Origin of the sequence: Arthrobacter sp. S41 (assembly GCF_004320535.1) — a bacterium.
Lineage (GTDB): Bacteria > Actinomycetota > Actinomycetes > Actinomycetales > Micrococcaceae > Glutamicibacter.
Genome location: NZ_SIHY01000001.1, coordinates 411,854 through 437,490, shown reverse-complemented (window position 1 = coordinate 437,490; position 25,637 = coordinate 411,854). Strand labels below are relative to the sequence as shown.

Here is a 25,637-nt window from a genome sequence, read left to right as displayed (position 1 = left end):
CCGCAAAAAACGACGGTTGGTCGGAAGCGACTTCGATAGAGCTTCCGACCAACCGCTAAACAAAGAGAGAATGCAGCTTAGAATTTGTTCTTTTCTTTGACCGCGTCAACGACTCCCTTGCCCAGGTAGAACGCGCCGTCGGCATACCAAGCGGACATCAATAGTTGACGTGCGGGCTTGGGTAGCCAAGCAAATTTCTGACTATTGGCCATAACCGCGTGTGCAGCGGCGCCCGAGGCAAGAACCAAGGCGCCGGAGGCCATCAGTGCTTTGGGGTTACATCCACCGCGGAAAAGTACCCGTGAAATACCGGTGGCTTCGCGCTCTTGCTCGCTCAGTGCAGCGCGCAGGCTTCTGAACGGACCGCCAGTGGCAATAATCCGACGGTCTTCAGGGATGGGACGGCCGGTGAGGTAGTCCACGCTGCGCGGGTCGAACCCGAACAGGGCCACAAAGCGCTTGAGGCTAGCCACGTCCGTGGGGTTGCGCAGCAGTGTTAATGCTTCCTGACGCTGGGCGTCATCACTGAGCAACTGGTCAATCAACTCAATAACTTCGTCGTCGATACCACGCAACAACGCATCTAATTCTGCCAACCGGGTTGCAGCCGGCGACTCAGCACCTGGATCAAGAATCACCTGTCGTTCCAGGTCCAGCACCATGGTTAAGGCTGGAGCAAAAAGATCCTTGCGCGCACGTTTGGCTTCTATGGTGGCCATGATGACGTTACCGGTGCGCGTCAGCGACAAGAACGGACGGTTGCTTCGAGAGATACCAGGAGCAAAGACTGGATACGTAGGCATGGCCATGAGCCCGGCTTCACTGTTCCATACGGTGATCTGGTTATCCTCAAACCCGGCAGCCAAAACTAGTTCCGAAGCCTTGAGGGTGGCACCATGAAGCAACTCGTTGGTGGAGCCAAGTTCACCGAGAATGTCTTCATCCGGAGTGGGACCATCAATTTCTTCACCATCAACCAAAACGTAGTTTGCACCGGTGGAGTTCTTCAGCTCATGGACAAGCTTGGTCACTCGGGAACCCTCACGCAGTTTGCCATTGGCATCAATGCGGTAGAGGACCGCGTCGCGTGCTTCGCTGACGGTGGCAACCTCAGCCAATACTTCGGTGGCTTTCTCTCGCTCGATAGCTCCGCCAATGAATCCGAGCAGACGACGGTCGGCCAAAACGCTGCGCACAGCCTGAACGGCATCCGGCTTATCACCCATAAAAATGAACTCAAGGTTGAGGTAGTTGAACTCTGAAGAATCCACGAAGTCTGATCCCTTTCATCTGTGCAATGGTTAGCTACTGTCAATTCTAGTTACCTCGCTGAAGAACAGCTCCAAGACTTCTGCCTATCAGCCAGCCGAAGCCCTTGCGCTCCGCCACTTGACGTGGAATTCGAAAAGTTAGGTTCTCTTCGGAAGGCAACCTGGTCGGCCTGAATACAGCAAGAGCCCTTGCATCGATGGTCATTGACCGATGATGCTTGGGCTCTTGGCTGTCAGATCGCTAGACCATACTCAGCGCATGGTGGAAACGCGGAAAGTTGTATTTTATTTAGCAGTCTTACGTACCGGGTCGCTGATCGAATCAGTACCCTTCAGCCGCTTCTCGGCGCGCTTTTCCTTGATGGATTTGGTGGGCTTCTTCGCTTCGCCCTTGCGTGGTGACTTGTCGGACATGATGTGCCGCCTTGCCGGAAGCATTAATCGCTTCCAAAATATGGGGAGAGTACCCCATGGCCTCATCCTACGGTGCATTCGGTACAACCGATACCAACTGGCTGAAAGGACTCGCTGGCATGAGATGAGAAAGGACCTGCACCAATCGTCTACTGACGATCGGCGCAGGTCCATTTCTACGCGCTAGTGCTTACTTACCCAAGTACTTCTCGAAGCCTGCAGGCAGGTTCAAGCTTGATGGGTCGAAGTCCGCATTGGCGTTCTGACCAAACGCGGCACCCGAAGGTGCTGCTGGCTTCTTGTTCTGAGCTTCCAACTCGGCCTGTGCAGCCTTGGCGGGGTTACCGAACTTCTGCTGCTTTTTGCCCTTGCCCTTGGCCTTTGCCTTGCGAGCTGCGCCCTTACCGGCACCTGGCATACCAGGAATACCGCCACCGGCGGCCATCTTCTTCATCATCTTCTGGGCTTCGGTGAAGCGTTCAAGCATCTGGTTCACCTCGGACACCGTAACGCCGGAACCCTTAGCAATACGGGCACGGCGTGAACCATTGATGATCTTTGGAGCCACACGTTCGTGCTGGGTCATCGAACGAACGATGGCTTCGACACGGTCGATCTGGCGCTCATCAAACTGTTCAAGCTGCTGACGAGAAATCTGTGCACCGGGCATCATGCCCAGCAGCTTCTTCATCGAGCCCATCTTCTTGATCTGGGCCATCTGAAGAAGGAAGTCATCCAGGGTGAAGTCTTCCTGGTCGGCGAACTTCTTCGCCATACGCTCGGCTTCGCCCTTGTCCCAGTTCTTCTCAGCCTGTTCGATGAGCGTCATGACGTCGCCCATGTCCAGAATGCGTGAAGCCATACGATCTGGGTGGAAGATCTCGAAGTCGTCCAGGTTTTCACCGGTGGATGCGAACATCACTGGCTTACCGGTCACCGATGCTACCGACAGTGCGGCACCACCACGGGCATCGCCATCCAGCTTGGAAAGAACGACACCAGTGAAGTCGACGCCTTCATGGAAGGCCTGCGCGGTGTTGACCGCGTCTTGACCGATCATCGCATCGATAACAAAGAGGACTTCGTCCGGGTTGATGGCAGCGCGAATGTTCGCAGCCTGGGCCATCATTTCGGTGTCAACACCCAAACGGCCGGCGGTATCCACGATGACTACGTCGTGCAGCTTAGCCTTGGCTTCAGCGATACCGTCGCGGGCTACTACTACCGGGTCACCGGTTGGAGTATCAAATTCCGAGGAGACACCCGGGTGCGGTGCATAAACAGGTACCCCGGCACGTTCACCGTTGATCTGTAGCTGCTTTACAGCGTTTGGACGCTGAAGGTCACAGGCCACCAGCATCGGGGTGTGGCCCTCAGACTTCAGGTGCTTAGCCAACTTACCGGCCAAGGTGGTCTTACCAGCACCTTGTAGACCGGCGAGCATGATCACCGTTGGAGGGTTCTTGGCCAAGTTCAGACGGCGGGTTTCGCCACCGAGGATGCCAACAAGTTCTTCGTTGACGATCTTGACGACCTGCTGGCCTGGGTTCAGAGATTCGGAGACCTCGATGCCCAGTGCACGTTCTTTCACCTGGGCCACAAAGGCGCGGACCACCGAGACGGCAACGTCAGCGTCGAGCAGGGCGCGACGGATTTCGCGGACGGTACCGTCAATGTCTGCTTCGGTCAGGCGGCCCTTGCCGCGCAGGTTTTTGAAGGTTGCTGTCAGGCGATCGGAAAGTGAATTAAACACGTGCCGGGCACTTCTTTCGATAGGTCTTGTGGTGCGTATAAAAAACGCACAGGACTCGACTTATAAGAATATCAAGAATCGAGGCTGCATCTAACCAGCTCCACACCAATACTGGTTGTGCGTTTGCTTGCTGCGCTCCAGGGTAAAAGAAAACCGCCGGTGGCTGCATGGCCCACCGGCGGTTTCCCGGACACCGTAACCGATGTCCTACCCCTTGATTTTGTTCATGTTATTTTTCAGATTCCACCTCGTTACTTGGAAGCCAGCTGGTATCCAGCGTCGTTGTGTTCTGCGGCGTCGATACCGGCGATTTCAATATCTGCCGATACTCGCCATGGGCTGAACTTTCCAATGACTGTTGCGATGATCCAGGTCATCACTGCTGAGAAGATCATGACTACGGCCAGGGTTACGAACTGTGCAACCAGCTGCGATAGTCCGCCACCGTAGAACAGGCCACCAGCACTTTCCTCGGTTGGCAGTGCGAAGAAGCCAAGGAATAAGGTGCCGATGATACCGGAGACCAGGTGAACGCCGACCACGTCGAGTGAGTCATCATAGCCAAGCTTCCATTTGAGGTTTACTGCCCAAGCCGAACCGGCACCTGCCACTAGGCCAAGAACCAATGCAGCCCATGGGGCCAGGTCTGCACACGAAGGAGTGATGGCTACCAAACCAGCGACCAGACCGGAAGCGACGCCTACCGAGCTTGCACGTTCTCCGCGCAGCTTCTCGATGAGGACCCAACCTAGAACTGCTGCACCAGGGGCAGCGAAAGTATTGATCCAGATCAAACCAGCCTGCTCAACGGTGGTGGCTGCACCAGCGTTGAAGCCGAACCAACCGAACCACAGTAGGCCAGCGCCGAGCATGACCAGTGGGGTGTTGTGTGGCTGTGGACGATCGTGGAAGTTGTGACGCTGGCCGAGCTTCAGTGCGAGTACAAGAGCTGCGATACCTGCGTTGGTGTGAACTACTGCGCCACCGGCGAAGTCAATTGCTTCACCGAAGATCTTGCCCAGTGCGCCATCAGCGGAGAGAAGACCGCCACCCCATACCCAGAAGGCCACCGGTGCGTAAACCAGGGTGACCCACAGTGGGATGAAGAAGAGCCATGGTGCAAAGCGAGCGCGGTCGGCGATTGCGCCGGAAATAATGGCCACCGAAATCATGGCGAAGGTGCCGGAGAAACCGGCAGCAAGCAGATCCGCTTCTGCGGTGTTGTGCATGGCGAAATCACTGATTGGATTTCCCACGATGCCTGCGATGGTTGGCTCACCTGCGGAGAACGAGTACCCCCAAAGTACCCAAACTACTGCGGTGATCGCTGCTGCAGAAAAGCTCATCAGCATCATGTTCACGACGCCGGTAGAGCGAGTCATACCGCCGTAGAAAATTCCAAGTGCTGGTGTCATCATCAGTACAAGTGCGGCTGCTATCAGGATCCATAAGCTGGCAACGTCCAACTCCATCTGGATCACATCCCCTCAAGGTGTATCGGTGTATCGGTGGCGAGTCGGGCCCTACTGCAGGAATACGGTGTCCTTGGCCCGGTGTTGACTTCATTCTTCGCCACTGATGTTTCGATATACTCGCGGATTCGTTTCGCGTGTGTATCAAGTCACCCCTTTAAGTAACGTTTAGTTCTCTGCTATGTTTCGAGCCTGTTTCCCCTCTTTCACCACGAGGTTAAATGCGGGCGAAAAAGGTTCGGGCCAGCGTCTCTGAATCGAGGACTGACCCGAACCTTTATGAATTCACACCGTCTTTAGGAGCGCTTAATCTTCACTACCTGGAACTTCGGCACGGTAGTGGAGCCGCCAATAGTGGTGTCATAGGTCAGTGAACCGGTCACCGTGGCGGTGACCTTCACCAGATCCTCAGCCACATAATCATCTAGCTCGGCGCACTCGGAGACTCCATCACCAGCGGCGAACAACGCGTTGTGTTCGTAGTCGTATTTGCCCACCAAAACGTTGCTCAGCTCTGCACGGAACATGCACGGTCCGGTACCGGAATCGAACTGGGTGATCCGCGCGTAGAAGATGACGTTTTCACCGATGTGAGAATCTGGATTCTTCACAATCTGATCAAGTTCACGCTTGCTGATCTTTTTTGCCTTGTTCTCTTGCTCCTTCTGAGCTTTCTCGGCAGCTTCTTTGGCTTCTTTTTCTTCGGCTTTGCGAGATGCTTCAGCCTCTTGCTCTGCGACGCGTTCTTCCTCAGCGGTGCGCAAGGTGTCCGCTTCGTCTTGAACCGTTGCCAAGGTGGTCTTGGTATCAGCAAGTTCAGCTTCCAGTGCTTGCTTCTGTGAGTCCAAGGACGCAGCGGATGCCTGGGCAGCTTCAAAGTCTTCTTTTGAAACTCCACAAGCGCTCAAGGAAAAAACGACAGCGACAGCGACCGCTGCCAATGAGAACCTCTTCATGGTCCTACTCCATTTCGTGGGTGCGAGTTCCCGGATCCCCCAATTGCATCCAGGTACTGCTGATCATGACAGTGGGTAGGGACACTTTGGCTTTATCGGATGTCTCCGCACAGACAAAGCTGCCACCGGTCCGGGACCGGTGGCAACTTTGATTATTCAGTTAAGTTGTTGTTGCGTTCCTAGGACGTTGGAAACAGCTTGGAAGATCCCACAGCCTTTTGTAGACGCGAATCCAAAGTCCCCGAAAGCGACGCGGCGTAGGTAGCACTGAGATGGGAATGATCCCAATAGGCCAAAATTCCGCCGATGACGGTGTAGCACTTCTCGTCCTTGCACAGCTGATCGTTCATGTCGACCTCGCCGATGTTTGGATCCTTCAGCGCCTTAGCGGCATCAGCCTGTGGATCCATCGGGATCCAGTCTTCGGCCTTGCCGTTGCATTCATCAAGATCGTCAGAGTTTTCGGCAACACAGTCAGGCGCATTTTCTAGCGTGGCTCCAGGCCACGCAGTGTCACGGATGACCGCTACTTCAGCCCCGGTGTCGGACCATTGGCTCAGGATCTTCTCATAGGCCTCTGTGGCGGGGGCTTCAGAACTTTCCATCGTATGTCCTGCAAGAGGCTCGGACTGGCGGTTGGAAGAGATGACTAGGTCATAGTCTTTCTTCTTGATCTGACCGGTGACCCAGTCCCCTAGATCTTCGCAACCTTGCACGCTGGCTTCATCATCGAATCGCTGACCTTCGCCCATGATGGCGCAACGGTTGGCTACGTAGGTATCAACTTGCCAGCCGTGCTCTTTGGCAATGCGGTTGATTGCTGGATACCACTGGCCGGCATGCGAGTTACCAACCAAGGCAACTTTGATCTTGCCCTTACCGTAGCTGCAGACCGGGCGCTCTTTGAAGTCGGTGACTTGGCTGGCGAAGCAATCGTCCTTGTACAGCACAGGCTTGTCGGTTTTTGCGGCTACGGGCGCAGGGGCGATCTCTTGGTCTGGCGTTTGCGCGGCATTAGGCAACGAGCATTTATCGCTCAGTGCTGATGCGCCGAGGCAATCTTCACCGACTGTTTTCTCAACTTGTGCCTTTGCTTTATTGATGTCCTGGGCCTCATCTGCAACATTGACGCTGTTCATGTAGAAGGCGCCAGCAAATAGGGCAAGGACCAGGCTGCTTGCGGCGAGGAAGCGTGGAGCGGTGAGAAGTGCAGAAGTCTCAATGAACTTTTTGAAGCGAACTTCAACGAGCTTCTGAGTCAAGACCGACAGGATTAAAGTCAGCGCAAGGGCAGCAAACTTTTGAGGCCATTTGAAGTCGTCAACCACAAACGGCAGTAGGACCAGCAACGGCCAATGCCAGAGGTAGATGGCGTAGGAATTATCGCCGAAGAACTGAAAGAGCTTAGTGCTCAAGAAGATATTTGGGGAATACTTGTGCGTTGAATTGCACAGCAAGACTAATGCAGTACCGAACACCGGAATGGCTGCGATGTAGCCCGGGAATGGCATGTCACCGGTAAAGGCAAAAGCGCTAAAGGCGATTGCGAGGATTCCGCCCCATGATCCGATCAAGCTAGCTAGATCATTCTTGGCGGCGTGAGCCTTTGCCCCGAGTGCGGCGACCAATGCTCCGGCTGCGAATTCCCAAACTCGGGTGAAGGTTGAGAAGTAGGCAGCGCCCGGGTCTGTTGCCGTGGCGTAGAGCGAATAGGCGATGGACAGAACGAATACTAGGCCAACGCCTGCCAGAACAATGTACTTGATCTGCTTCTTGTACTTCAATGCTGTGAAAACTAGCAGGCCGATGAGTACCGGCCAGACAAAGTAGAACTGCTCTTCAGCGGAGAGTGACCAGAAGTGCTGAAAGGGGCTTGGCGCGTCACCTTCAGCAAGGTAATCAACTTTGGTTAATGCCAGGAACCAGTTCTGGAAGTAGAACGTCGCTGCAAGTGCTTGCAGACCCCAGTCCTGCCAGACCGTTTGCGGGGCGAAGATCCAAATACCCAGCACGCTAAAGAAAATGACTAGGAACGAGGCCGGGAGCAGTCGCTTGACGCGCCGCATCCAGAATCGACCGACATCAACAATGTTCTTTGGTGGCTTGGCGATCAGGTGGGAGGTGATCAGGAACCCTGAGATGACGAAGAAGACGTCTACACCAACAAAACCACCTGGGAGGTAGTGACTCCAGAAGTGATAGAGCACCACAATGCCTACGGCAATGGCACGTAACCCCTGGATATCAGAGCGAAATCCCGCGGGTTTAGGATCCTTTTTTAAAGGCATGGGCAAGTCTTGATTTGACGACACGTCGTGGTGGATCCTTTACCGGCTGGTTTAGCTTACGGAGCAGGCATCCATGGAGTTGAAACGCCATTGCTCGCATTCAATAATTACCGGAAATTCTGGTTGATTTCTGAAAATCCCTTCGCTGCTTCGCTTCTAGGGTCGGTTCACATTTCGCTCAGTTCTTGTTTACCTGACGTTTGACTTGGGATATTTCTCAACTGCCCACGAACTGACGCGCTGATTCGCGTAGACCTCGTCCCTGTCGGGCTTTGGGCGTGTCGCAATACGTCTACAAGCAAGAAACCAAAACACTGCCGTAGAGCGCACAAGGCGCCTAACTTCCACGACAGTGGAAGCCAAGCGCCTTGATTGTTTTGAAATGACCTCAGTAGCTCCAGGTCCATCCGCCGGTCTTGTCTGGGTCGTAAACAACCTCACCGGTTGCGTAGGGAGAGTCGAGGATGACCTTGCCTCGAATTTCATCCCCTGCTCCGACTGCGATATCTAAGGCATCATCCACATCACAAGAGAATGCCGCAACGGTATTCAGATCATAAACAACAGTGCGGTTCTCCCCCGGTGAGACGCCGAAAGCCGAGGCGTCCAATGGCATCAGCGCAATGTCTTCCTTGACTACCTTTTCGGCTGATTCCGCGAGCTTGGCGCTGACATCCAACAACAGGAACTTCTTGTGCTCTGGTGCGATCTTTTCACCGAAGCCACGCAGTGTGCAGGTATCCAAGACCTTCACGCTGTGCACGGTCACCTCAAAAGACGGTTTGGTTGCCCCATCCATCGTGAGCTTTCCTGCCTGACCCAAGTTTTTGATGACTTGGGCTTGGGTGTCAACGTGGACGTCGTCTCCAGTTTCCGCGTCGGTCTTTGCTACGTCTGCCATCTCGTCCTGCAACTTCTGGGACGTTGGCCCTGCCTGGGCAGAATAGTAGTTGGTGCCCATAATGAGCCCTACCGAGACTGCAGCCACCGCGATAGTGGAACCTACAGCCAGCGCGACTTTGCGCTTTGGGCTGTTGGACGGATTCTTCTGTTCATTGAGTGTGTTCATTGTCCAGTCCCCTTTTCTATGAACGCTTCAGGAAGTCGCCGGAGGAAATGTAGCGGCCCGAATTCTTGACCACTGGCTCCGAGAACGATGTTGTTTTGTACGTCCACGACTCAGATCCGTCGGTGAGCGGAACATTTTGTCTGGTGTACATCGGCCTGCCTTGGTACGTCAGCTGGCCTTCGTAGATATCCAGCTTCCTCAGCATGCCCGGTCCGGCCGAATCCGAGTATTGGAATTGCTCGGCCACAACGGTTTTTGGACCATTGGTGAGGAAGGTCCAATTCCTATTCCACAATTGGTACAGGGACGAGTTGGCTAAGCGCTGGTCCTTGACCTTTTGCTGGAAACCGCTCATGACGTTGTAAGCTGATTGTCCGGTACGCAAGGTGCCGTAGACGGCTACAGAATATGGTCCGTGCTTTCGCAGGTTTCCCGATTCTTTGATCCAGCCAGAGTTGGATCCAGCATTAATATGCACCCGTCCACCTTCGGCCTTGTGCGTGACGACAACTTTCCAGCCCTTTTTGATGCTGCCAACGGACGCAGAGCCGGAAATCGGATTCTTTCGCAAGGTCAGCCCAATGGTGCTGAAACGGGCGTAGTTCTTTACGTCCACGGCGGGAGGAATGATTGGGGCCGGCTTGTTGCGGTCGGTAACCGAGGATCAGACCCATTTGCCATGGAGATTGATTTCGTCACGGCGATTAGCAGAGTCCCAAGCGCCCCAACGAACACGGGTGCCTCTGGTAATGGTGCCTACCACTTTCGAATTGGTCTTTGATGCGGCGCTGTAGACCGATCCGTTGCGCTGTGCGTACCGGTATTGCGGGGTCACATAGTCGCGATTGGTGGTGCTGGTCCAGACCCAGCGACCGTTGACGTAGATCTCATCACGTCGGTTTGCTGCATCCCAACGACGGTACTCATACTTTTCAGCATGGTGAATCCGGCCCAGATAGGCATCGGTTTTTGGATTCATTGTCGAGTAGATGCTGCCACTTTTTTGAACGTATCGATACTGCTTTGCCGGACGGGTGCGAACCACATTCTTGGAATCGACCCAACCGTGATAGTACGCAGTCTTGATATGAGAACTGGTTCCGCTAACCTCCAGCAGACTTACCTCAGTGCGAAGGTTCACCGAACCAATTCGCTTGGTACGCGCTGCGGTGGAGTAGATACCTGAGTACCTAGTCATGTACCGGACCGAGTCATCCTTCAAGTAAGTTCGTGTGCTCAGATACTGGGTTGCCGACCAACCGGTCTTGGATCCCCAGGTAAGTTGGCTCCAGGTGCCAGATTTCTGACCGGTCAGTTTAACGATGGTCCCTTTAGGCATGACACCAAGGGATGCTGCACTGGTTGAGGGAGACTTCCTGAGATTCAGATTTTCCGTTGTCTTCGTCTCGGTGACTTTCTTGATGTACTTTGACGGCGGAGCGTTCTCAGGATCGTAGGGGCTTAGTGATACCTGGACTGTCTGAGATGGAACTGACGAGTTGGCGCCCACGGCCACTAAAGGCGTGACAAAGAGTGACATGATTCCAAGGGTTGCGACAAGCACATACCGAAGTTTGAGTTGTGCCATGTGCATCGGACCTTGACCTCATCTTCTATTCGAAAGATGCGACTGATGGTTCCGGGCAAGGAATGCCCGGGAGGTTACCTCAATTGAAGAATAGAGCCCAAGAGGTGGCGCCACAAGCGTTTTATCAACTCTTTATATTTTAAGTTCCCACGTGCTCTATGAAACTCGTTATATTTTAAGTTCCCACGTGCTCTATGAAACTCGAATGCACCAAAGGTTGTCCATGCAATGAAGTGCCTCGCGCCACTCAAGTAATAACTTGAACCACTTGCAGGTATTCACGACGTGTTTATTATTTATTGACACGTTCTCCCCGTAACCATCGCGCCACGGTGCCTGGCGCACGGAGCGCTGAGACGTAATTGTTATCTTTGAGATGCCTTGGACGGTCAGCGCAGACAACTGTGGCCCCGCCAAAAGGCGGGGCCACAGTTGTACAGATTTTTTGGTTCGCTTAGCCTTCGAGCAGCGCGTCCACAAAATCTTCTGGGTTGAATGGAGCAAGGTCATCCGGGCCTTCGCCCAGACCAACTAGCTTCACTGGAACACCAAGCTGACGCTGGATAGCAACGACGATTCCACCCTTGGCGGTACCGTCGAGCTTGGTCAGTACGATGCCGGTAACGTTGACAACTTCCGAGAACACCTTGGCCTGTTGGAGACCGTTCTGTCCGGTGGTTGCATCGAGTACTAGCAGGACTTCGTCAATGGTGGCTTTCTTTTCAACCACGCGCTTGATCTTGCCCAGCTCGTCCATCAGGCCGACCTTGTTCTGCAAGCGACCGGCGGTATCGATCATGACAATATCGACTTCTTGATCGATACCGGCACTAACGGCTTCAAAAGCAACCGACGCTGGGTCAGCACCATCAATATCGGCACGTACCGTGGGAACACCTACGCGGTCACCCCAGGTAGCCAGCTGTTCAGCAGCTGCTGCACGGAAGGTATCGGCAGCACCGAGCAACACGTCTTTGTCGTCTGCAACAAATACGCGGGCCATCTTGCCGATGGTGGTGGTTTTGCCGACGCCGTTGACGCCTACAACCATAATGATGCTTGGGCGGTCAGCATGAGGTTCAGGCAGGTAGCTGCGATCCAGGCTTGGATCTACTAACTTGAGTAGCTCCTCGCGAAGCATCGCCTTGACCCGAACAGGATCCTTGCTGCCCTCGATCTTCACTCGTTCACGCAATGCGTCAACAAGCTCCATGGCTGGTTCGGTTCCGAGGTCTGCCATGAGCAGGTTCTCTTCGATCTCGTCCCAGACATCCTCATCGATGGTGTCTTGGCTGAGCAGGGCCAAAAGACCCTTAGAGAACATGTTGTTGGACTTGGTCAGTCGAGCACGCAACCGCGCAAGACGACCCTGAACTGGCTCGGGTACATCAAGCTTTGGCGCTGCTGGGAAAACTGGTTCCTCAACAGCAATGGCAGTATCGGTGGCACCTTCCGTCGTAACGGTGGAGCCATCCTCGCCTTGACCAGCTGAACTGTCGTCAGCATCGCGCTCGGAAGTATATGGAGTCTTCGGCTTGCGACCCTTGGTGACAAAGGCGATAATGCCAATGGCCACCACGGCAACAACCGCGACAATGATGATGGTTAATGTAAGCGAATCAGACACAGGTTAAATCGTCTCACACCTTCTGTGAGTTACCACGCCTTGTGATGTCGCAGAAAGCACTCTTATAGCGATGTCTTATGCAAGGTGGAGAACATAGACTTAGTCAGTTACTGACCCAACTCACTGCTCCGCAGAAAGGCTGGCAGGTCTGAGCTGACTCAGACCATCGGCAATGAATAAGTTTTTCACTCGCAATACCAAGGCACGTGCCCCGATCCCCCGGGAAATCGGAGTCCTTCTGGTGGCGGCCTTTATCATCGCGCTGGGCTTTGGCCTGATCGCACCGATCCTGCCGCAGTACGCAGTTAGTTTTGATGTGGGCGCAGCGGCAGCCAGTGTCATTGTGAGCATTTTTGCCTTCACTCGACTGATCTTCGCACCCGTGGCTGGTGCCTTGGTAGGCAAGCTTGGTGAACCGCGCATTTATGTCACCGGCGTGCTCTTGGTTGCGCTCTCGACACTGCTGTGTGGATTTGTGCAGAACTACACTCAGCTGTTGATTGCCCGCGGACTGGGTGGCTTTGGCTCGACCATGTTCACCATTTCAGCCATGGCCCTCATCGCTCGACTCTCCCCCGAGGCATCTCGCGGTCGAATCTCAGGTTTGTACGCAGGAGCGTTCCTGCTGGGCAACGTCGCCGGACCGGTGCTCGGTAGCGTGCTGGCACCTCTGGGTATGCGGGTGCCCTTCTTCATTTACGGCACCGCGCTGGTTGCCGCTGCAGCCGTGGTGTACTTCGCGTTGGGACGTCGCCGAGATCTGGATCGTGACGCCGAAGATCCGAAGAAGACCCGTGCAGCCATCGAGGTGGTCACCACCCGTGAGGCGTTGATTTCACCTGCGTACCGTGCGGCCCTCTTCTCTGGCTTCAGCTATGGATGGTTAGCCTTCGGTATTCGCAACAGCATGATCCCGCTGTTTGCTTTAGCAGTATTTGGTCAAGGCTTAGGAACCACCGTTGCTGGTTTCTCGATGGCTTTGTTCGCTATCGGCAATGGCCTCGCGCTTCTTTTCTCCGGAAAACTCACAGACGTGGTGGGGCGCAAGATACCTGTCATGGTTGGCCTAACTTTGTTGCTGGTGTCCATCGGCTCGATGGGTGTATTCACCAGTGCCGCTGGATTTATCATCTGCTCAATCTTCGCCGGGTTTGGCGGTGGCATTCTTGGCCCAGCTCAGCAGGCATCAATCTCCGACGTGATTGGAACCGGCCGTAACGGCGGTAAGGCACTGGCCGGCTTCCAGATGAGTCAGGATCTGGGTGCCATTATCGGCCCACTGCTCGCAGGTTTCCTCGCCGATGCGTTCAACTATGAAATCGCATTCGGGGTCTCTGCCCTGGTCGCTCTGGTTGGTCTGATCGGCTGGTCCTTTGTTCCCCGGACCATCCGGCCGGTGGCCATTAGCGATGAAACAGACTCCATTGGTTCTCAGAACACCGACACCACAAAATAAGAGCCAGGCGATAATCGGGCTGCGTTAAATCAGTAATGGCGCCACTACCATAATTGGGTAGTGGCGCCATTATTTTGCTCTAACGAGGCTGTTTACGCCCACTTGGCTTTACGCAGGTCAATGCTCAACGCACCATTGACAGTTCGGTAGACCCGAACACCTGCAAAGCTAGTTTCCTTGACGTTGGCGGGAACCCGCACTCGACGGGTCTCCGCATGGTCATACTTCACGTGAACATCGGTGATGGCCAGGGACTGCGCCGAAAGTGCTGCGTATGGAAGCAGAGCAACATACTTTCCAGCACCCTGTTCGGTGACCGGGAATTCCAAGCGACGATCGGTTTCTCGTTCGTCAACGTACACAGCGCGCGGCGTAGGCCCAAGAGTCGGAACCACAAACTGCAGTTCAAAGTGATCACTCTTGCTCGCAGACTTGGTCAGTTCTGGGCGAACTGCGACCTGTTCATCCAAAGCGGCCAGACGCTTGAGCTCATCGTGATCCCCAGCGATGATCGCATTTGCCTTAGCAGTGTCCTGGTCATTGAGCACTTCGTTGGTGCGTTCGGACAGGAATTCCTGCACATAGGGGCCAAAGGCCGTCATCCACAACTTGGCACGTGCATCGCGGTACTTCAAGAAGCGTTCTCCAACGAAGAACTTCAGGCCCTTGCGCTTGAACAACCCGGCGATCAATCGACGACCCAGTTCGGGATCATCCTTGGTGTTATCGCGAATGGTATTGCTGATGTGAGTCATGGACTGCACGTAGCCATGTGGCTCAAATGGCTGGGCGCTGATGTTGTTTCCGTCGCCACGTTCACGAATGTAGTAGTACTCGTAGTCGGCAAGAACGCTTACACGTTTTGCGTGCAGGTAGCAGCCGGCTAGAACCATGCCGTCTTCAAGGCGGACCTTCTCTTCAGCGAAGCGCAGATCATTATCGAGGATCATCTGACGACGGATCAGCTTCTGTGGCATCAAGGTCGCAAAGATGGACTCCAGTGGCACGTCAACCTGGGTCGAAGCGAACAGTGAGGTCCGAATGACGCGGCCGCCTACTGGAACCAGCTTGGGCGCAAGCACATCAACGTCATGCTCCAGCGCGAAGTCGCGCATGCGGCGCAATGCTTCGGTACCCAACGTATCGTCGGAGTCAGCGTAGAAGACATACTCGCCCTTAGCCAAGGCAGTTCCAACGTTGCGGGGCTTGCCTGGCCAGCCGCTGTTCTCCTGATGGACCACGGTGAAGTTCTCATTGCGCTTGGCGTAGACGTCCAAGATTTCTCCACCAAAATCGGTGGAACCATCGTTGACGGCAATAACCTCGTACAGGCTCTTGTCCAGATCCTGAAGCTCTAGAGAATTGAGCAGCTCGGTCAAATATGGCATCGAGTTGTAAACAGGGATGACGACGCTGACAAAAATACCCTCAGGCTTTGCGGGCTCAATGTTTTCGTCCGGCGCTACCGTCGCTTCGGCCGCTGGTGCCTGCGGCTCGGGAGTAACAGTCTTTTGCGGCTCCGAGATCGTCGGCTCTGGGGCTACGGCCTCCTGAAGAGCTTTGTCACCAGTAGTTTTGCTACGTTTTCTAAACAGCGCCATCAAATTCCCAAATTTCAGAACCCGATTAGGTTCAGTGTATGTCTACCCTAATTATATACAGATACACACGAGTTGCGAGGTGGACTCACTGGATAATAAATCCGGTCTGATCAGTACGGTTACGATTTGGTAACGGTAAGCCAGATTGGCCATATCCATCACTTCGTCGACTACCTAAAGGTAACTAGGGACACATCTTGCACGAACTGAGAAAAATAGTTCTGGGTACATCCTACGCCCCTCCAATCCCCTTAATATGTTGAACGATTCAGCGCCGCACAGCTAAGGTTTTATCTGTGCAAAAGAATGCTATTAATCATGAAAAACTATTTGTCGGCGAAGACCTTGCGGTGGACTACCACGACGGGGGTTTTCCCATATCAATCGTCACTTTTGAGGCAAGAAACAAATACATCAGTGCGGTTGAGCCAAGCCCGTTTGAAAACGGATATGGTCGCGGTATATTTGCGCAACTAGGTTTAAATGAATTTTTGGTTAAGCGTAGTAGAAATCATTGGTATCAGACCGATGAAATCGAAGAAGTCATCAGGCTCATCAAGGATCGCGCCAAAGGAACCACCGTAATCACCTACGGCGGAAGCATGGGAGGTATGGCGGCGATTAGTCTTGCACCTAAACTCGGCGCCAAATACTTCATTGCCCTCTCCCCTCTGTACGACATTGCTGAGGGTGGCGAAGTCGATGACGACAGGTGGGGCGACGAAGGACAGATCCTTGACTTCACGCACAACTACATCCGGACTGGCGAATGTAAGGATTCCAAAGGCTACGTTTTCTACTGCCCAGACACCATCGATGTGGAACACGCACGCTGCATTGAACGAATGACCGCCGGAACAATGGTTCCCCTCGAATATGGCGGACACCCCGTGTCGTTTTTCCTCAACGACACCTACAAACTGAAACGACTCGTCAGCGAAATTGCTCACGAGGAATTCAACGTGGACCAGTTCCGTGAAGTCGTGAAGACCCAGACTGCGCTCACGCACTATCCGTATGAGTCTCAGGCTGCCGTACTCAATCGCGAAGGCTATCTAACTGAAGCGATCTATAGCTTACGAACCGCGGTCACGCTGAATACAAAACTTGCACGACTCCCCTATAAGCTCGGTGAGTTATTGTTCAAGGCCGAAAACTACGATGAGGCCAAGACAGCCTTCGAACAGGCATTAAGCAGAGAACCAGCGTTGGCCAAGGCGCACGTTCGGCTCAGTCAGATTTTTGAGAACCAGGGCCGCATATCGGACGCCATCAGGGCCATTCGACGAGCCATCAAGATTTCCCCTTCCAAAGCCGACTTCCACCTGCGTTTGGGTGTACTGCTGCTACAAGCCGACAGAGCCAAGGAAGCTCAGGCCTCGATCAGTAGGGCAATCAAGATTGATCCGAAAGTCTCAGCTGCTTATGTTCGATTGAGCTATGCCTACGCCGCTCAGGAACATTGGGTGGACGCTATCGATGCAATGAAACAGGCGCTCGTTATTGCACCTGACCGGGCTGAGTATCACCTGCGTTTAGGCGAGTGGCAGCTGCAAGCTGAAGACTTTGTTGGTGCAGAAAAGTCGGTGCAACAAGCCATCACGCTTGCGCCGGATAATTCCCACTATCTGGTTCGGCTCAGCTACGTCTTCGCCGCACAAGACGACTATGAACGTTCGGCGAGCGCAATGGAGCGAGCGGTTGAGCTTGCGCCTAAGACTTCCGCATTTCATCTGAGATTGGGCGAATGTCTGGTGAAGGCCGGAAATTTGGACGCCGCCCAGACATCCATGCGTGAGGCAGTGCGCTTAGCACCTAAACATCAACGTTCGAAGAAGCGCCTTGTGGCAGTACAAGCGGCCGTGGCCAAAAAGAAGCTAGCGGTCACGAGCTGATTGTTGATCTAGCTTGTACACGGCATCCAGACAGAACACGAGATTTACCCGCTACGAAGAAACAGCGCGGTCCATCTTCTGACTGATCACGGTAGTGACGCCATCGCCTCTCATGGTCACGCCATACAAAGCGTCAGCGATTTCCATGGTCTTCTTCTGGTGAGTGATCACGATGAGCTGAGAAGATTCACGCAACTCTTCAAAGATGGTGATCAGGCGTCCCAGGTTCATATCGTCAAGGGCAGCTTCCACCTCGTCCATGACATAGAACGGCGAAGGGCGAGCCTTGAAGATCGCTACCAACAGAGCCACCGCAGTCAGTGAGCGCTCACCGCCCGAAAGCAAGGACAGCCGTTTGATCTTCTTACCGGCAGGACGTGCTTCTACTTCAATACCGGTGGTGAGCATGTGCTCAGGGTCGGTGAGAACTAGTTGTCCTTCTCCCCCGGGGAAGAGTCGCTCAAAGATACGTTTGAACTGGACGGCAGTATCGTTGTACGCCTCGGTAAAGACGAGCTCTACGTGCGCGTCAACGTCAGCGATGATCTGTTCTAGGTCTCCACGTGACTTCTTGAGATCTTCTAGCTGTCCAGAAAGGAAGTTGTGACGTTCTTCGAGCGCTGCGAACTCTTCAAGCGCTAACGGGTTAACCTTTCCCAGTGCGGAGAGATCTCGTTCAGCTTTTTTCAAACGCTTCTCTTGCTCAACGCGATCAAAAGGTTTGGTGCCGATTGGATTACCATCTTCATCGACGTTTTGACGCAGTGAGCCCCATTTGTCGTCTTCATCGATAGCTTCTGGGATCAACTGATCTGGACCAAAATGAGCAATGAGGTGGTCCGGGGTGAACCCTAGCTCTTCTAATGCCTTGGTCTCTAGATTCTCAATGCGCAACCGCAACTCAGCACGGGCCATCTCGTCTCGATGCACTGCGTCTGCTAGACGCGCTAGGTCGGTGGAGAGCTGTTCAGCTTCGGTGCGCTGACTGCTAAGCAATTCATCAAGTTCGGCCTTCTTCGCGGAAAGTTCCTCGCGTTCTTGTCCGGCCATGGAAACCGAGACTTCAATAAAACGCAGAACTCGTTCAGCGGCTTTTTCAATACGTGCCGCATTTGCAGCCTGTGCCTGACGTTGTTCGGCCCGGCGCGCAGCAACTTCGCGGTGGTTTCTTTCAGCTGCAGCGGTACGGCGTAGTCCCTCAATGCGTGAGCGTAGCGCGGTGACGTGCTCTTCACTGCTTCGAAGCGCAAGGCGAGCTTCGAGTTCCTGCTGTCGAGCGGACGCAGCAGCATCGGCTAATGCCGCGCGTGCTGCATCATCGATGGTTTCTTCCTCTTGGTCAGTAGAGGCAAGTTCCATGCGCTCGGTGATCTCTTCAAGAGATTCCTGCTCAATTTCAAGCTTTTCTCGTGAGGCTTCAAGGTGTTCAACGAGCTTTTGCTTGTCTTCTTGTGCACTACGCAGCTTCTGGCCCAGACGGGCAAGGTACGAACTGAGCTCATCAATGGTGGCATCCGATTCACCCAGTGCTCCCAGTGCGTCTTCTCGGCCCTGTTGTGCAACGGAGAGGTTTGGGGAGCGTTCAGCGATTTGTTCTTCAACTCGTGCCAGTTCTTCTTGGCATTCGGTGAGTTCGGTTTCAGTCTGTTCCACCATGGCCTGCTGGGCAATCAGCGAAGCACCTGAAGAGTCACCGACCGAACTGCGTAGTGCGGAGAGTGTTGCCCCCTCTAGGGTGGTCAGTTGAGCCGTTGGGTTCTCTTTCAATATCTCAGCAGCTTGGCTCAGCTCTTCAATCACATAATGACCGGCGAACAAGTTATCTAGCAGGGCGGTCAGATTTTCTGGACCGCCCACTACTTCGCGGGCACTGATAGCACTGGCAATCTTTGGTGTTGTCTTAGCTGCTTCAGGATTAACTGCATGCAGGAATACTGCGCTAGCCTCATCCGCCTGCAACTGTTCAATCAGCTGCTGTGCACTGTGAATATCCGTTGCTACCAAGGACTCCGCGTTATCGCGTAAGATTGCAGCGACGGCCTGCTCGTAGCCGGCGTTCACGGTCATCAGCTCACCGAGGCGTCCAAGCAAGATTTCAGAGGAATCACGCAGTAACCGGGAGGACTGATCATCCGGTTTGGTATTGAGCTTCAGCGCTTCGAGGCGCGAGCGCAGACCAGAGACGCGAACCGAAAACTCACGTTCTCGATGCGCATCTGAAAGTTGTGCTTGCGATAGTTCTGAATACTCATGATCCGCGGTTTCAAAGGCATCGTTTAGTTCAGCTTCGCCGGCTAGCTGCACATTGAGGTCCACGGAGACTTCATCATGGGACCGCTGATCAAGTTCAAGGTCAGAGTCAAAGGACTGAATACTTTCCTGAAGTCGCACAATCTCTGCTCGGGTGACGTCCACACGGCTACGAGCGGAGGCTACCTGAGAAGCAAGACGAGAGATTCCTTCGCGACGGTCCGCGGCGGCGCGAAGCATTGCAGCCATGCGCTGCTGTTCCGCGCGCGATTCTTCTTCAGCCTGTTCCTTGGCTTCGACCGCTTCGGCAAGAATCTCGTGGCGGTCTTCTACGGCTTCTTCTAGCTCTTCGAGTTCTTCGCTCACCCGTTGGGCTTGAGCTTCTAAGCGTTCTGGGTCTCGGCTTGAATCAAAATGAGTCTCGTTGCTTTCCAGCAGCTTGCTTCGTTCCCGTGCCAGGGCAGCTAGCGAACGATAACGTTCAGCCTGGGTACTCAGAGCCACCCACGTGTCTTGAATTTTCCCTAGGCGTGGGGCAACATCTTCAAGCTCGGTGCTCAACTCGTTGATGTGCTTCTTGACGCGTTCAAGGCGTGAAGCTGCTTCTTGCTGCTGAGCCTGAATCTGCGACTCATCATCAATGTCTTGAGCTAGCTTATTGTTCAGCGATACCAAGTCATCAGCGAGCAGACGCGATTTTGCATCACGCACATCATGCTGGACGGTTTGTGCACGGCGAGCAATCTTAGCTTGGCGCCCCAATGGCGCCAACTGACGGCGGACTTCCGCGTTGAGATCTTCTAGACGGTCAAGATTTCCCTGCATCGCCTGAAGCTTACGAAGGGTTTTTTCTTTCCTGCGACGGTGCTTGAGTACACCGGCAGCTTCTTCAATGAAGCCACGGCGATCCTCGGCCGTTGCATGCAGAATCTTGTCCAGCTGGCCCTGTCCAACGATGACGTGCATCTCTCGGCCTAGGCCGGAGTCGGAGAGGAGTTCTTGTATATCAAGCAGGCGGCAGGAATTTCCGTTGATGGCGTACTCTGAGCCACCGGCACGGAAGAGCGTACGAGAGATGGTGACTTCTGCATAGTCGATTGGTAGCTGGCCATCTGAGTTATCGATGGTCAAAGACACGTGGGCTCGACCCAACGGGGCCCGCCCGGTAGTGCCCGCAAAGATGACGTCTTCCATCTTGCCGCCACGCAGTGTCTTGGCGCCCTGCTCACCCATAACCCAAGCAAGTGCGTCCACCACGTTGGACTTACCTGAACCGTTGGGACCAACCACCGCGGTAACACCTGGCTCAAAGTCAAAGGTTGTTGCCGACGCAAAAGACTTAAAGCCGCGAACGGTGAGAGTCTTTAGATGCACGGCGTTAAGTTCCTATGTTTGGGTCAGATCGCTATGGTTGGTTTGGGTAGTAACACTCAATCCTTCACGCAATTCTAGCGAAGCGTGCTTGGGTTTTTCTGATTCTGCTCGCATATACCGTCAAGAAATATCGAGGGATAGATCATTTCATGAGCATTCTGAGCCAGATCGAGCAATGGCCATCCGATAACGCCGTATCCGTTGTTATCAACGGCGAAGGATCCATCGTTGACCAGCACGGCGATACGGGCCGGGTATACCCATTGGCTTCAGTGACGAAGCTGCTCAGTGCCTACACCTTCTTGATAGCTCTGGAAGAAGAAGCCATCAGTCTTGGTGAACACGCCGGGCCTGAAGGTTCCACCGTTCATCACCTACTGGCGCACACCGCCGGTTACGACTTCGATTCAGAAACCATTCGCTTTGCTGTTGGTACCAAGCGCGGTTACTCGAATACTGGTTTTGAGAAGCTTGCCGAACATCTAGAGGCGCAAACTGGGATCAGTATGGCCGACTACGCTCGTGAGGCTGTTTTTGAGCCTTTGGGCATGAGCCAAACTACGATCGCTGGTAGCTGCGCCAAAGACGGACGATCCACCGCAGCAGACTTAGCGAAGTTTGCCGCTGAACTGCTGAACCCAACCCTCATTGCTCTGCAGACTTTGAACGATGCAACGCGCGTTCATTTTGAGAATCTGGCTGGGATCCTGCCTGGGTATGGACGTCAGAATCCTAACGATTGGGGTCTAGGTTTCGAGATTCGTTCCACCAAGAAGCCACATTGGACCGGAGCTAATCATCCTGCTACGACCTTTGGCCATTTTGGTCAGTCCGGGACTTTCCTGTGGGTGGATCCAGAACACCGGCTAGCTTGCGTGACCTTGACCGATAAGAACTTTGGCCAGTGGGCCGTTGATGCGTGGACTCCGTTTAATGAGCAGTTACTCGCTGAACTCACTAGCTAAGACCAGCCAACTAACTTCATGCTGTACTCACCGGTCTCGCGCTATTTAGTACTCGAACCGGATGCGCTGCACGTTCGGTGGCCACATCGTGGAATGTGCGCTTCTGGCAATAGCGGGTCGTGAAGTCTCTTCAAATGAGGTGCTTAAGGCAGGTTGTGCCCGGCAGCTTTATATAGGGTGTACCAATCGCTGCGGGTCAACTCAACATCTGAACCTTTGGCTGCATCCAGGATGCGCTGTGGTTTGGTACTACCCAAAACAACCTGAATTCCAGCAGGATGCCGAGTTATCCATGCCACTGCGATAGCCATTGGATCCACTTGATAAACGTCAGCTAGCCGATCCAGCTCTGTATTGAGCTCCTGGAAATCTGAGGAGCCTAGGAAGACTCCGTCTGAAATGCCTTTCTGGAACGGTGACCACGCTTGGAGCGTGATCTTGTTGATCCGGCAGTAGTCCAAGAGCGCACCGCCATCTCGGGCGATCGAGTCATCATGACCGGCAATATTAGTTGACAGACCCTGAGTGATAATCGGGGCGTGGGTGATGGACAGTTGAACCTGGTTGGCCACGATCGGTTGGGTGACCGCGGTCTTCAGCAGGTCAATCTGGCGTGCTGTGTGGTTGGAGACGCCGAAGGCCTTCACTTTTCCGCTAGCGCGCAGATGATCAAATGCCCTGGCTACTTCTTCTGGTTCCACTAGCGCGTCGGGGCGGTGCAGCATCAGAACGTCTAGATAGTCGGTATCCAAGGCTTTGAGAGATTCTTCTGCTGAGCCAACAATATGTTCATAAGATTGGTCGTAACCGGATGGGTTAACCAAGATGCCGGTTTTAGTCTGCAAGATAATCTCTTCACGCTGTGAGGAAGTTAGCTGTAGCGCTTGAGCAAAGCGACGCTCACAGTGGTGGTATCCACCACCTGGATGGTTGAAGCCATACAGATCTGCATGATCAAAGAAGTTAATCCCCGCTTGGCGCGCAGTGTCGTACAAGTTTCGGATCTGCTCATCGGTGTCCCCCGCGATTCGCATCATGCCGGCGATTATCGTGGATACCTGAATGTCGGTGCGACCAAGGGGAAGTGTCTTCATTGATTAGCTCCAGTGCGCGAAAGCGATGTTGGCTCTTAGCCTAACCCTCAGCCAAGCTCCATGCGCAGTAGGCGATCATCTTCATTATTCGCAGTTCCCCGCCCATCGGTGTTATTTGTCAGGATCAGTAGGGATCCGTCCGGTGCGGTGGCAACATCGCGCAAGCGGCCGTACTCGCCTGCCAGATGCTCTATGGACGTTGAAGTGTCTTGAAGCGGAACTTCCCGAAGTAGTTCACCGCGAAGGTTGGCTATCCAAATCGAGTCCCCGGCAATAGTCATGCCACTAGGACTAGCCTGGGCTGGATCCCATTGTTGTATCGGATCAACATACTGATCATCCGAGGCGATTCCTTCAACTTTTGGCCAACCGTAGTTCCCGCCGGGTTTAATAATGTTCAGTTCGTCCGAGGTATTCTGCCCGAACTCAGAGGCATAGAGGATCCCCTTGGCGTCCCAGACAATCCCTTGAGGATTACGATGCCCGTAGCTGTAGACGGGCGAGTTTTCAAAGGGGTTATCTTCAGGAACTTTGCCCTCAGGGGTGAGTCGTAGAATTTTGCCGGACAGTGAGCTTTTCTCTTGCGCCACCGAGCTATCCCCAGCATCCCCCACTGTCGCGTAGAGCATGCCATCGGGGCCAAAGGCTATCCGTCCACCGTTGTGGTAACTCGCCGAGGGGATACCTTCCAGAATCGTCTGGGGCTCTCCTAACTCCAGCGCCCCTGGCGCACCGGTGAGCGTGAAGCGTTCGATACGGTTTTCCTCACCTGCAGTGAAGTAGGCATAGAGGTACCGTTCGTGAACGGCAATTCCTAATAGCCCGCCTTCTCCGACACCGGAGACTGCTGAAATATTGCCCGCTTCTCTTTGATTTCCGTTGGCGTCAATTTCAAGTATCCTGCCGGAGTCCCGTTCACTAAGCAACGTGGTTTCACCGTGAAAAGCAATAGACCACGGCGCATCAAGCTCAGTGGTTAATGCCGAGATTTCCGAGGCTTCCGAGGCTTCCGCAGCTCCCGGGCTGGATATCGGGTGCTTGGCATCAGCGGAGCAGCCGGTCAGAAGGGAGAAACTGAGCAGTGGCAATATCAAAGTCACCGCTCGGCGCCGAGCCAAACGGTCATTTGCGGTGTAAACAATACGGATACTCATCAGACATCTTTTCTCGTGGGCTCGGTGGTCACTAACCCTAGCGATTTGTTCATCGCTCTGGCAGTCCCTGTTTGTACCCCTACACAACGAATCGAACCAGGTCTAGGTCCATGGGGTACAAAGAATGGCTCCCTTGAGCTCGGTTTTCGTTATCCCGACATAGACATGGGTAAAAAGTCAGAGGTGCGAGAATTCTTGATTTCTTGCCGCGAGAAGGTGGAATCACCTCTGGTGGGCCTGCCCACTGGCCAAAACCGGCGAGTCCCCTGGTTGCGACGCATCGAGGTGGCCAACCCGAAGCCGGCGACGCCCGCGCGGCCGGCGGATCTATTCGGGACCATGAGGAATGGCTGCGCATTCGACGTGTATCTCCGGCACTATCCTGAGCCTGATCATTATCTGACTGGGCGCGGAAGCGCACGGCCTTATACAGGCCAACGAAAGCTCTCAGCCCGAGACCAGCGAAGTGCGTTTACCGACCCCGCGCAGCACGTGGCCGCGGCTGACAGACCGGGCAACTATACGAAGAGCGACCCATAAACGGGTCACGGCGAATCAATGATTCCCTGCCCTGTTCGACGCACCGAAGGCATGTTTTCCCCTCGCGGCCGTAGGCGTTCAGTGAGCGCGCAAAGTAACCGCTAGCGCCATTTACGTTGACGTACAAGGAATCAAAACTAGTCCCACCGGCAGCGAGCGCGCGAGTCATGACGTCTTTCAAAGCATCATTAAGTCGTTGAACTTCGTTGCGCCGTATCGTTGCAGTTTTACGCAGCCCAGAGAGTTGTGCCAACCAGAGGGCTTCATCCGCGTAGATGTTGCCAACACCAGAGATGACTCCCTGATCCAAGATGGCACGCTTCAGGTCTGTACTGCGTTTGCGCAGGGATACGTAAAGGTCTTCTGCACTGCGGTATGGATCTAGCACGTCTCTAGCGATGTGCGCGGCGGCTAGCGGAATAGCGGCCTGGTCGCTTCCGTCTCCCCCAGGGAAACCGTCACTAGTTGGAACGAGCGGTGAGATAAACATTCCACCAAAGATGCGCTGATCTATGAATCTGAGCTCACTGGGATAATCCAAGTGATCACTGAGCGTTAGCCGGACTTTAAGATGTTTTTCGTCGGGTGCATCAGTTTGCTCAACCAGCAGCTGCCCGCTCATGCCCAGATGTGCCATCAGGACGGCAGGAGTAGCAAGCCCGTCAAGGCCCATCCAAAGAAATTTGCCTCTACGGGCAACAGAAGAAATGGTGCAACCGGTCAAGGTTTGCTCAAAGTCGATAACACCATCAAGGTGTCTTCTGACAGAACGTGGGTCCAACACCTGAGCGGTTTGAACTGTACGGGTGCGAACCCACTTCTCTAGCCCACGTCGGACTACTTCAACTTCGGGAAGTTCAGGCATGCGCA

18 protein-coding genes are annotated in these 25,637 nt (G+C 54.1%); 3 read left to right on the top strand and 15 right to left on the bottom strand.

All coding sequences use genetic code 11. The features are described 5' to 3' along the window. Positions 1-77: 77 nt before the first annotated feature. From EYR88_RS01980 to ftsY, 10 genes are all read right to left on the bottom strand, one after another. Entirely contained in the window at positions 78-1,271 is a 1,194-nt protein-coding gene (locus EYR88_RS01980; protein WP_131088064.1) for a hypothetical protein, read from the bottom strand. A 285-nt stretch (positions 1,272-1,556) separates the two neighbouring features. Beyond that, positions 1,557-1,685 carry a hypothetical protein gene (locus EYR88_RS16330; protein ID WP_262197871.1) on the bottom strand — a complete coding sequence of 43 codons (129 nt, stop codon included), beginning with the start codon at positions 1,683-1,685 and terminating at the stop codon, positions 1,557-1,559. A 190-nt stretch (positions 1,686-1,875) separates the two neighbouring features. Continuing rightward, on the bottom strand, positions 1,876-3,438 hold the full coding sequence (ffh, locus tag EYR88_RS01975) for a signal recognition particle protein (protein ID WP_131088063.1): 1,563 nt from the start codon (positions 3,436-3,438) through the stop codon (positions 1,876-1,878). 251 nt (positions 3,439-3,689) lie between these two features. Next, on the bottom strand, positions 3,690-4,910 hold the full coding sequence (locus EYR88_RS01970; protein ID WP_131088062.1) for an ammonium transporter: 1,221 nt from the start codon (positions 4,908-4,910) through the stop codon (positions 3,690-3,692). Positions 4,911-5,206: 296 nt separating this feature from the next. Continuing rightward, positions 5,207-5,866, bottom strand: coding sequence for a hypothetical protein (locus EYR88_RS01965; protein ID WP_131088061.1), 660 nt, complete (start codon positions 5,864-5,866; stop codon positions 5,207-5,209). Positions 5,867-6,045: 179 nt separating this feature from the next. Continuing rightward, a complete protein-coding gene (locus EYR88_RS01960; RefSeq protein ID WP_131088060.1) occupies positions 6,046-8,154 on the bottom strand; it encodes an acyltransferase family protein in 2,109 nt (702 codons plus the stop codon). A gap of 388 nt (positions 8,155-8,542) precedes the next feature. Beyond that, positions 8,543-9,223: a hypothetical protein gene (locus tag EYR88_RS01955; RefSeq protein WP_131088059.1), complete on the bottom strand. Its 681-nt coding sequence runs from the start codon at positions 9,221-9,223 to the stop codon at positions 8,543-8,545. Between the two features lie 16 nt (positions 9,224-9,239). Next, entirely contained in the window at positions 9,240-9,839 is a 600-nt protein-coding gene (locus tag EYR88_RS01950) for a gamma-glutamylcyclotransferase family protein (protein ID WP_131088058.1), read from the bottom strand. A 48-nt stretch (positions 9,840-9,887) separates the two neighbouring features. Further along, positions 9,888-10,811 (bottom strand): SH3 domain-containing protein, encoded by a 924-nt coding sequence (locus EYR88_RS01945; RefSeq protein WP_165477259.1) that lies wholly within the window; start codon positions 10,809-10,811, stop codon positions 9,888-9,890. A gap of 454 nt (positions 10,812-11,265) precedes the next feature. Then, the gene (gene ftsY / locus EYR88_RS01940) at positions 11,266-12,438 is read right to left on the bottom strand and encodes a signal recognition particle-docking protein FtsY (protein WP_131088056.1); all 1,173 of its coding nucleotides are present in this window, start codon (positions 12,436-12,438) and stop codon (positions 11,266-11,268) included. A 172-nt stretch (positions 12,439-12,610) separates the two neighbouring features. Between ftsY and EYR88_RS01935 the strand changes: the two genes are divergently transcribed. Next, a complete protein-coding gene (locus EYR88_RS01935) occupies positions 12,611-13,894 on the top strand; it encodes an MFS transporter (protein WP_131088055.1) in 1,284 nt (427 codons plus the stop codon). Positions 13,895-13,986: 92 nt separating this feature from the next. Here EYR88_RS01935 and EYR88_RS01930 read toward each other — a convergent pair whose 3' ends face one another. Then, the gene (locus tag EYR88_RS01930; RefSeq protein ID WP_131088054.1) at positions 13,987-15,495 is read right to left on the bottom strand and encodes a glycosyltransferase; all 1,509 of its coding nucleotides are present in this window, start codon (positions 15,493-15,495) and stop codon (positions 13,987-13,989) included. Between the two features lie 491 nt (positions 15,496-15,986). On the opposite strand from EYR88_RS01930, the gene EYR88_RS01925 reads away from it, so the two are divergent. After that, positions 15,987-17,390 carry a tetratricopeptide repeat protein gene (locus EYR88_RS01925; protein ID WP_131088053.1) on the top strand — a complete coding sequence of 468 codons (1,404 nt, stop codon included), beginning with the start codon at positions 15,987-15,989 and terminating at the stop codon, positions 17,388-17,390. Positions 17,391-17,441: 51 nt separating this feature from the next. Here the strand turns inward: EYR88_RS01925 and smc are convergent, their stop codons facing one another. Further along, positions 17,442-21,014: a chromosome segregation protein SMC gene (gene smc, locus EYR88_RS01920; protein ID WP_131088052.1), complete on the bottom strand. Its 3,573-nt coding sequence runs from the start codon at positions 21,012-21,014 to the stop codon at positions 17,442-17,444. Positions 21,015-21,163: 149 nt separating this feature from the next. On the opposite strand from smc, the gene EYR88_RS01915 reads away from it, so the two are divergent. Next, a complete protein-coding gene (locus tag EYR88_RS01915) occupies positions 21,164-21,979 on the top strand; it encodes a serine hydrolase domain-containing protein (RefSeq protein ID WP_131088051.1) in 816 nt (271 codons plus the stop codon). A gap of 143 nt (positions 21,980-22,122) precedes the next feature. Here EYR88_RS01915 and EYR88_RS01910 read toward each other — a convergent pair whose 3' ends face one another. The 3 genes from EYR88_RS01910 to mutM form a co-directional block, all read right to left on the bottom strand. After that, the gene (locus tag EYR88_RS01910; RefSeq protein WP_131088050.1) at positions 22,123-23,073 is read right to left on the bottom strand and encodes an aldo/keto reductase; all 951 of its coding nucleotides are present in this window, start codon (positions 23,071-23,073) and stop codon (positions 22,123-22,125) included. A 47-nt stretch (positions 23,074-23,120) separates the two neighbouring features. Continuing rightward, positions 23,121-24,227: a PQQ-dependent sugar dehydrogenase gene (locus EYR88_RS01905; RefSeq protein WP_131088049.1), complete on the bottom strand. Its 1,107-nt coding sequence runs from the start codon at positions 24,225-24,227 to the stop codon at positions 23,121-23,123. 472 nt (positions 24,228-24,699) lie between these two features. Further along, positions 24,700-25,632, bottom strand: a complete 933-nt coding sequence (gene mutM, locus EYR88_RS01900) for a bifunctional DNA-formamidopyrimidine glycosylase/DNA-(apurinic or apyrimidinic site) lyase (RefSeq protein WP_131088048.1) — start codon at positions 25,630-25,632, stop codon at positions 24,700-24,702. Positions 25,633-25,637 lie beyond the last annotated feature (5 nt).

What these genes read in the sequence shown, in the direction of transcription:
- EYR88_RS01965 (WP_131088061.1), bottom strand. Translation starts at nt 5,866, where the DNA reads ATGAAGAGGTTCTCATTGGCAGCGGTCGCTGTCGCTGTCGTTTTTTCC.
- EYR88_RS01905 (WP_131088049.1), bottom strand. Translation starts at nt 24,227, where the DNA reads ATGAGTATCCGTATTGTTTACACCGCAAATGACCGTTTGGCTCGGCGC.
- EYR88_RS01935 (WP_131088055.1), top strand. Translation starts at nt 12,611, where the DNA reads ATGAATAAGTTTTTCACTCGCAATACCAAGGCACGTGCCCCGATCCCC.
- EYR88_RS16330 (WP_262197871.1), bottom strand. Translation starts at nt 1,685, where the DNA reads ATGTCCGACAAGTCACCACGCAAGGGCGAAGCGAAGAAGCCCACCAAA.
- EYR88_RS01910 (WP_131088050.1), bottom strand. Translation starts at nt 23,073, where the DNA reads ATGAAGACACTTCCCCTTGGTCGCACCGACATTCAGGTATCCACGATA.
- EYR88_RS01970 (WP_131088062.1), bottom strand. Translation starts at nt 4,910, where the DNA reads ATGGAGTTGGACGTTGCCAGCTTATGGATCCTGATAGCAGCCGCACTT.
- EYR88_RS01955 (WP_131088059.1), bottom strand. Translation starts at nt 9,223, where the DNA reads ATGAACACACTCAATGAACAGAAGAATCCGTCCAACAGCCCAAAGCGC.
- EYR88_RS01930 (WP_131088054.1), bottom strand. Translation starts at nt 15,495, where the DNA reads ATGGCGCTGTTTAGAAAACGTAGCAAAACTACTGGTGACAAAGCTCTT.
- EYR88_RS01945 (WP_165477259.1), bottom strand. Translation starts at nt 10,811, where the DNA reads ATGGCACAACTCAAACTTCGGTATGTGCTTGTCGCAACCCTTGGAATC.
- mutM (WP_131088048.1), bottom strand. Translation starts at nt 25,632, where the DNA reads ATGCCTGAACTTCCCGAAGTTGAAGTAGTCCGACGTGGGCTAGAGAAG.
- EYR88_RS01960 (WP_131088060.1), bottom strand. Translation starts at nt 8,154, where the DNA reads ATGCCTTTAAAAAAGGATCCTAAACCCGCGGGATTTCGCTCTGATATC.
- EYR88_RS01915 (WP_131088051.1), top strand. Translation starts at nt 21,164, where the DNA reads ATGAGCATTCTGAGCCAGATCGAGCAATGGCCATCCGATAACGCCGTA.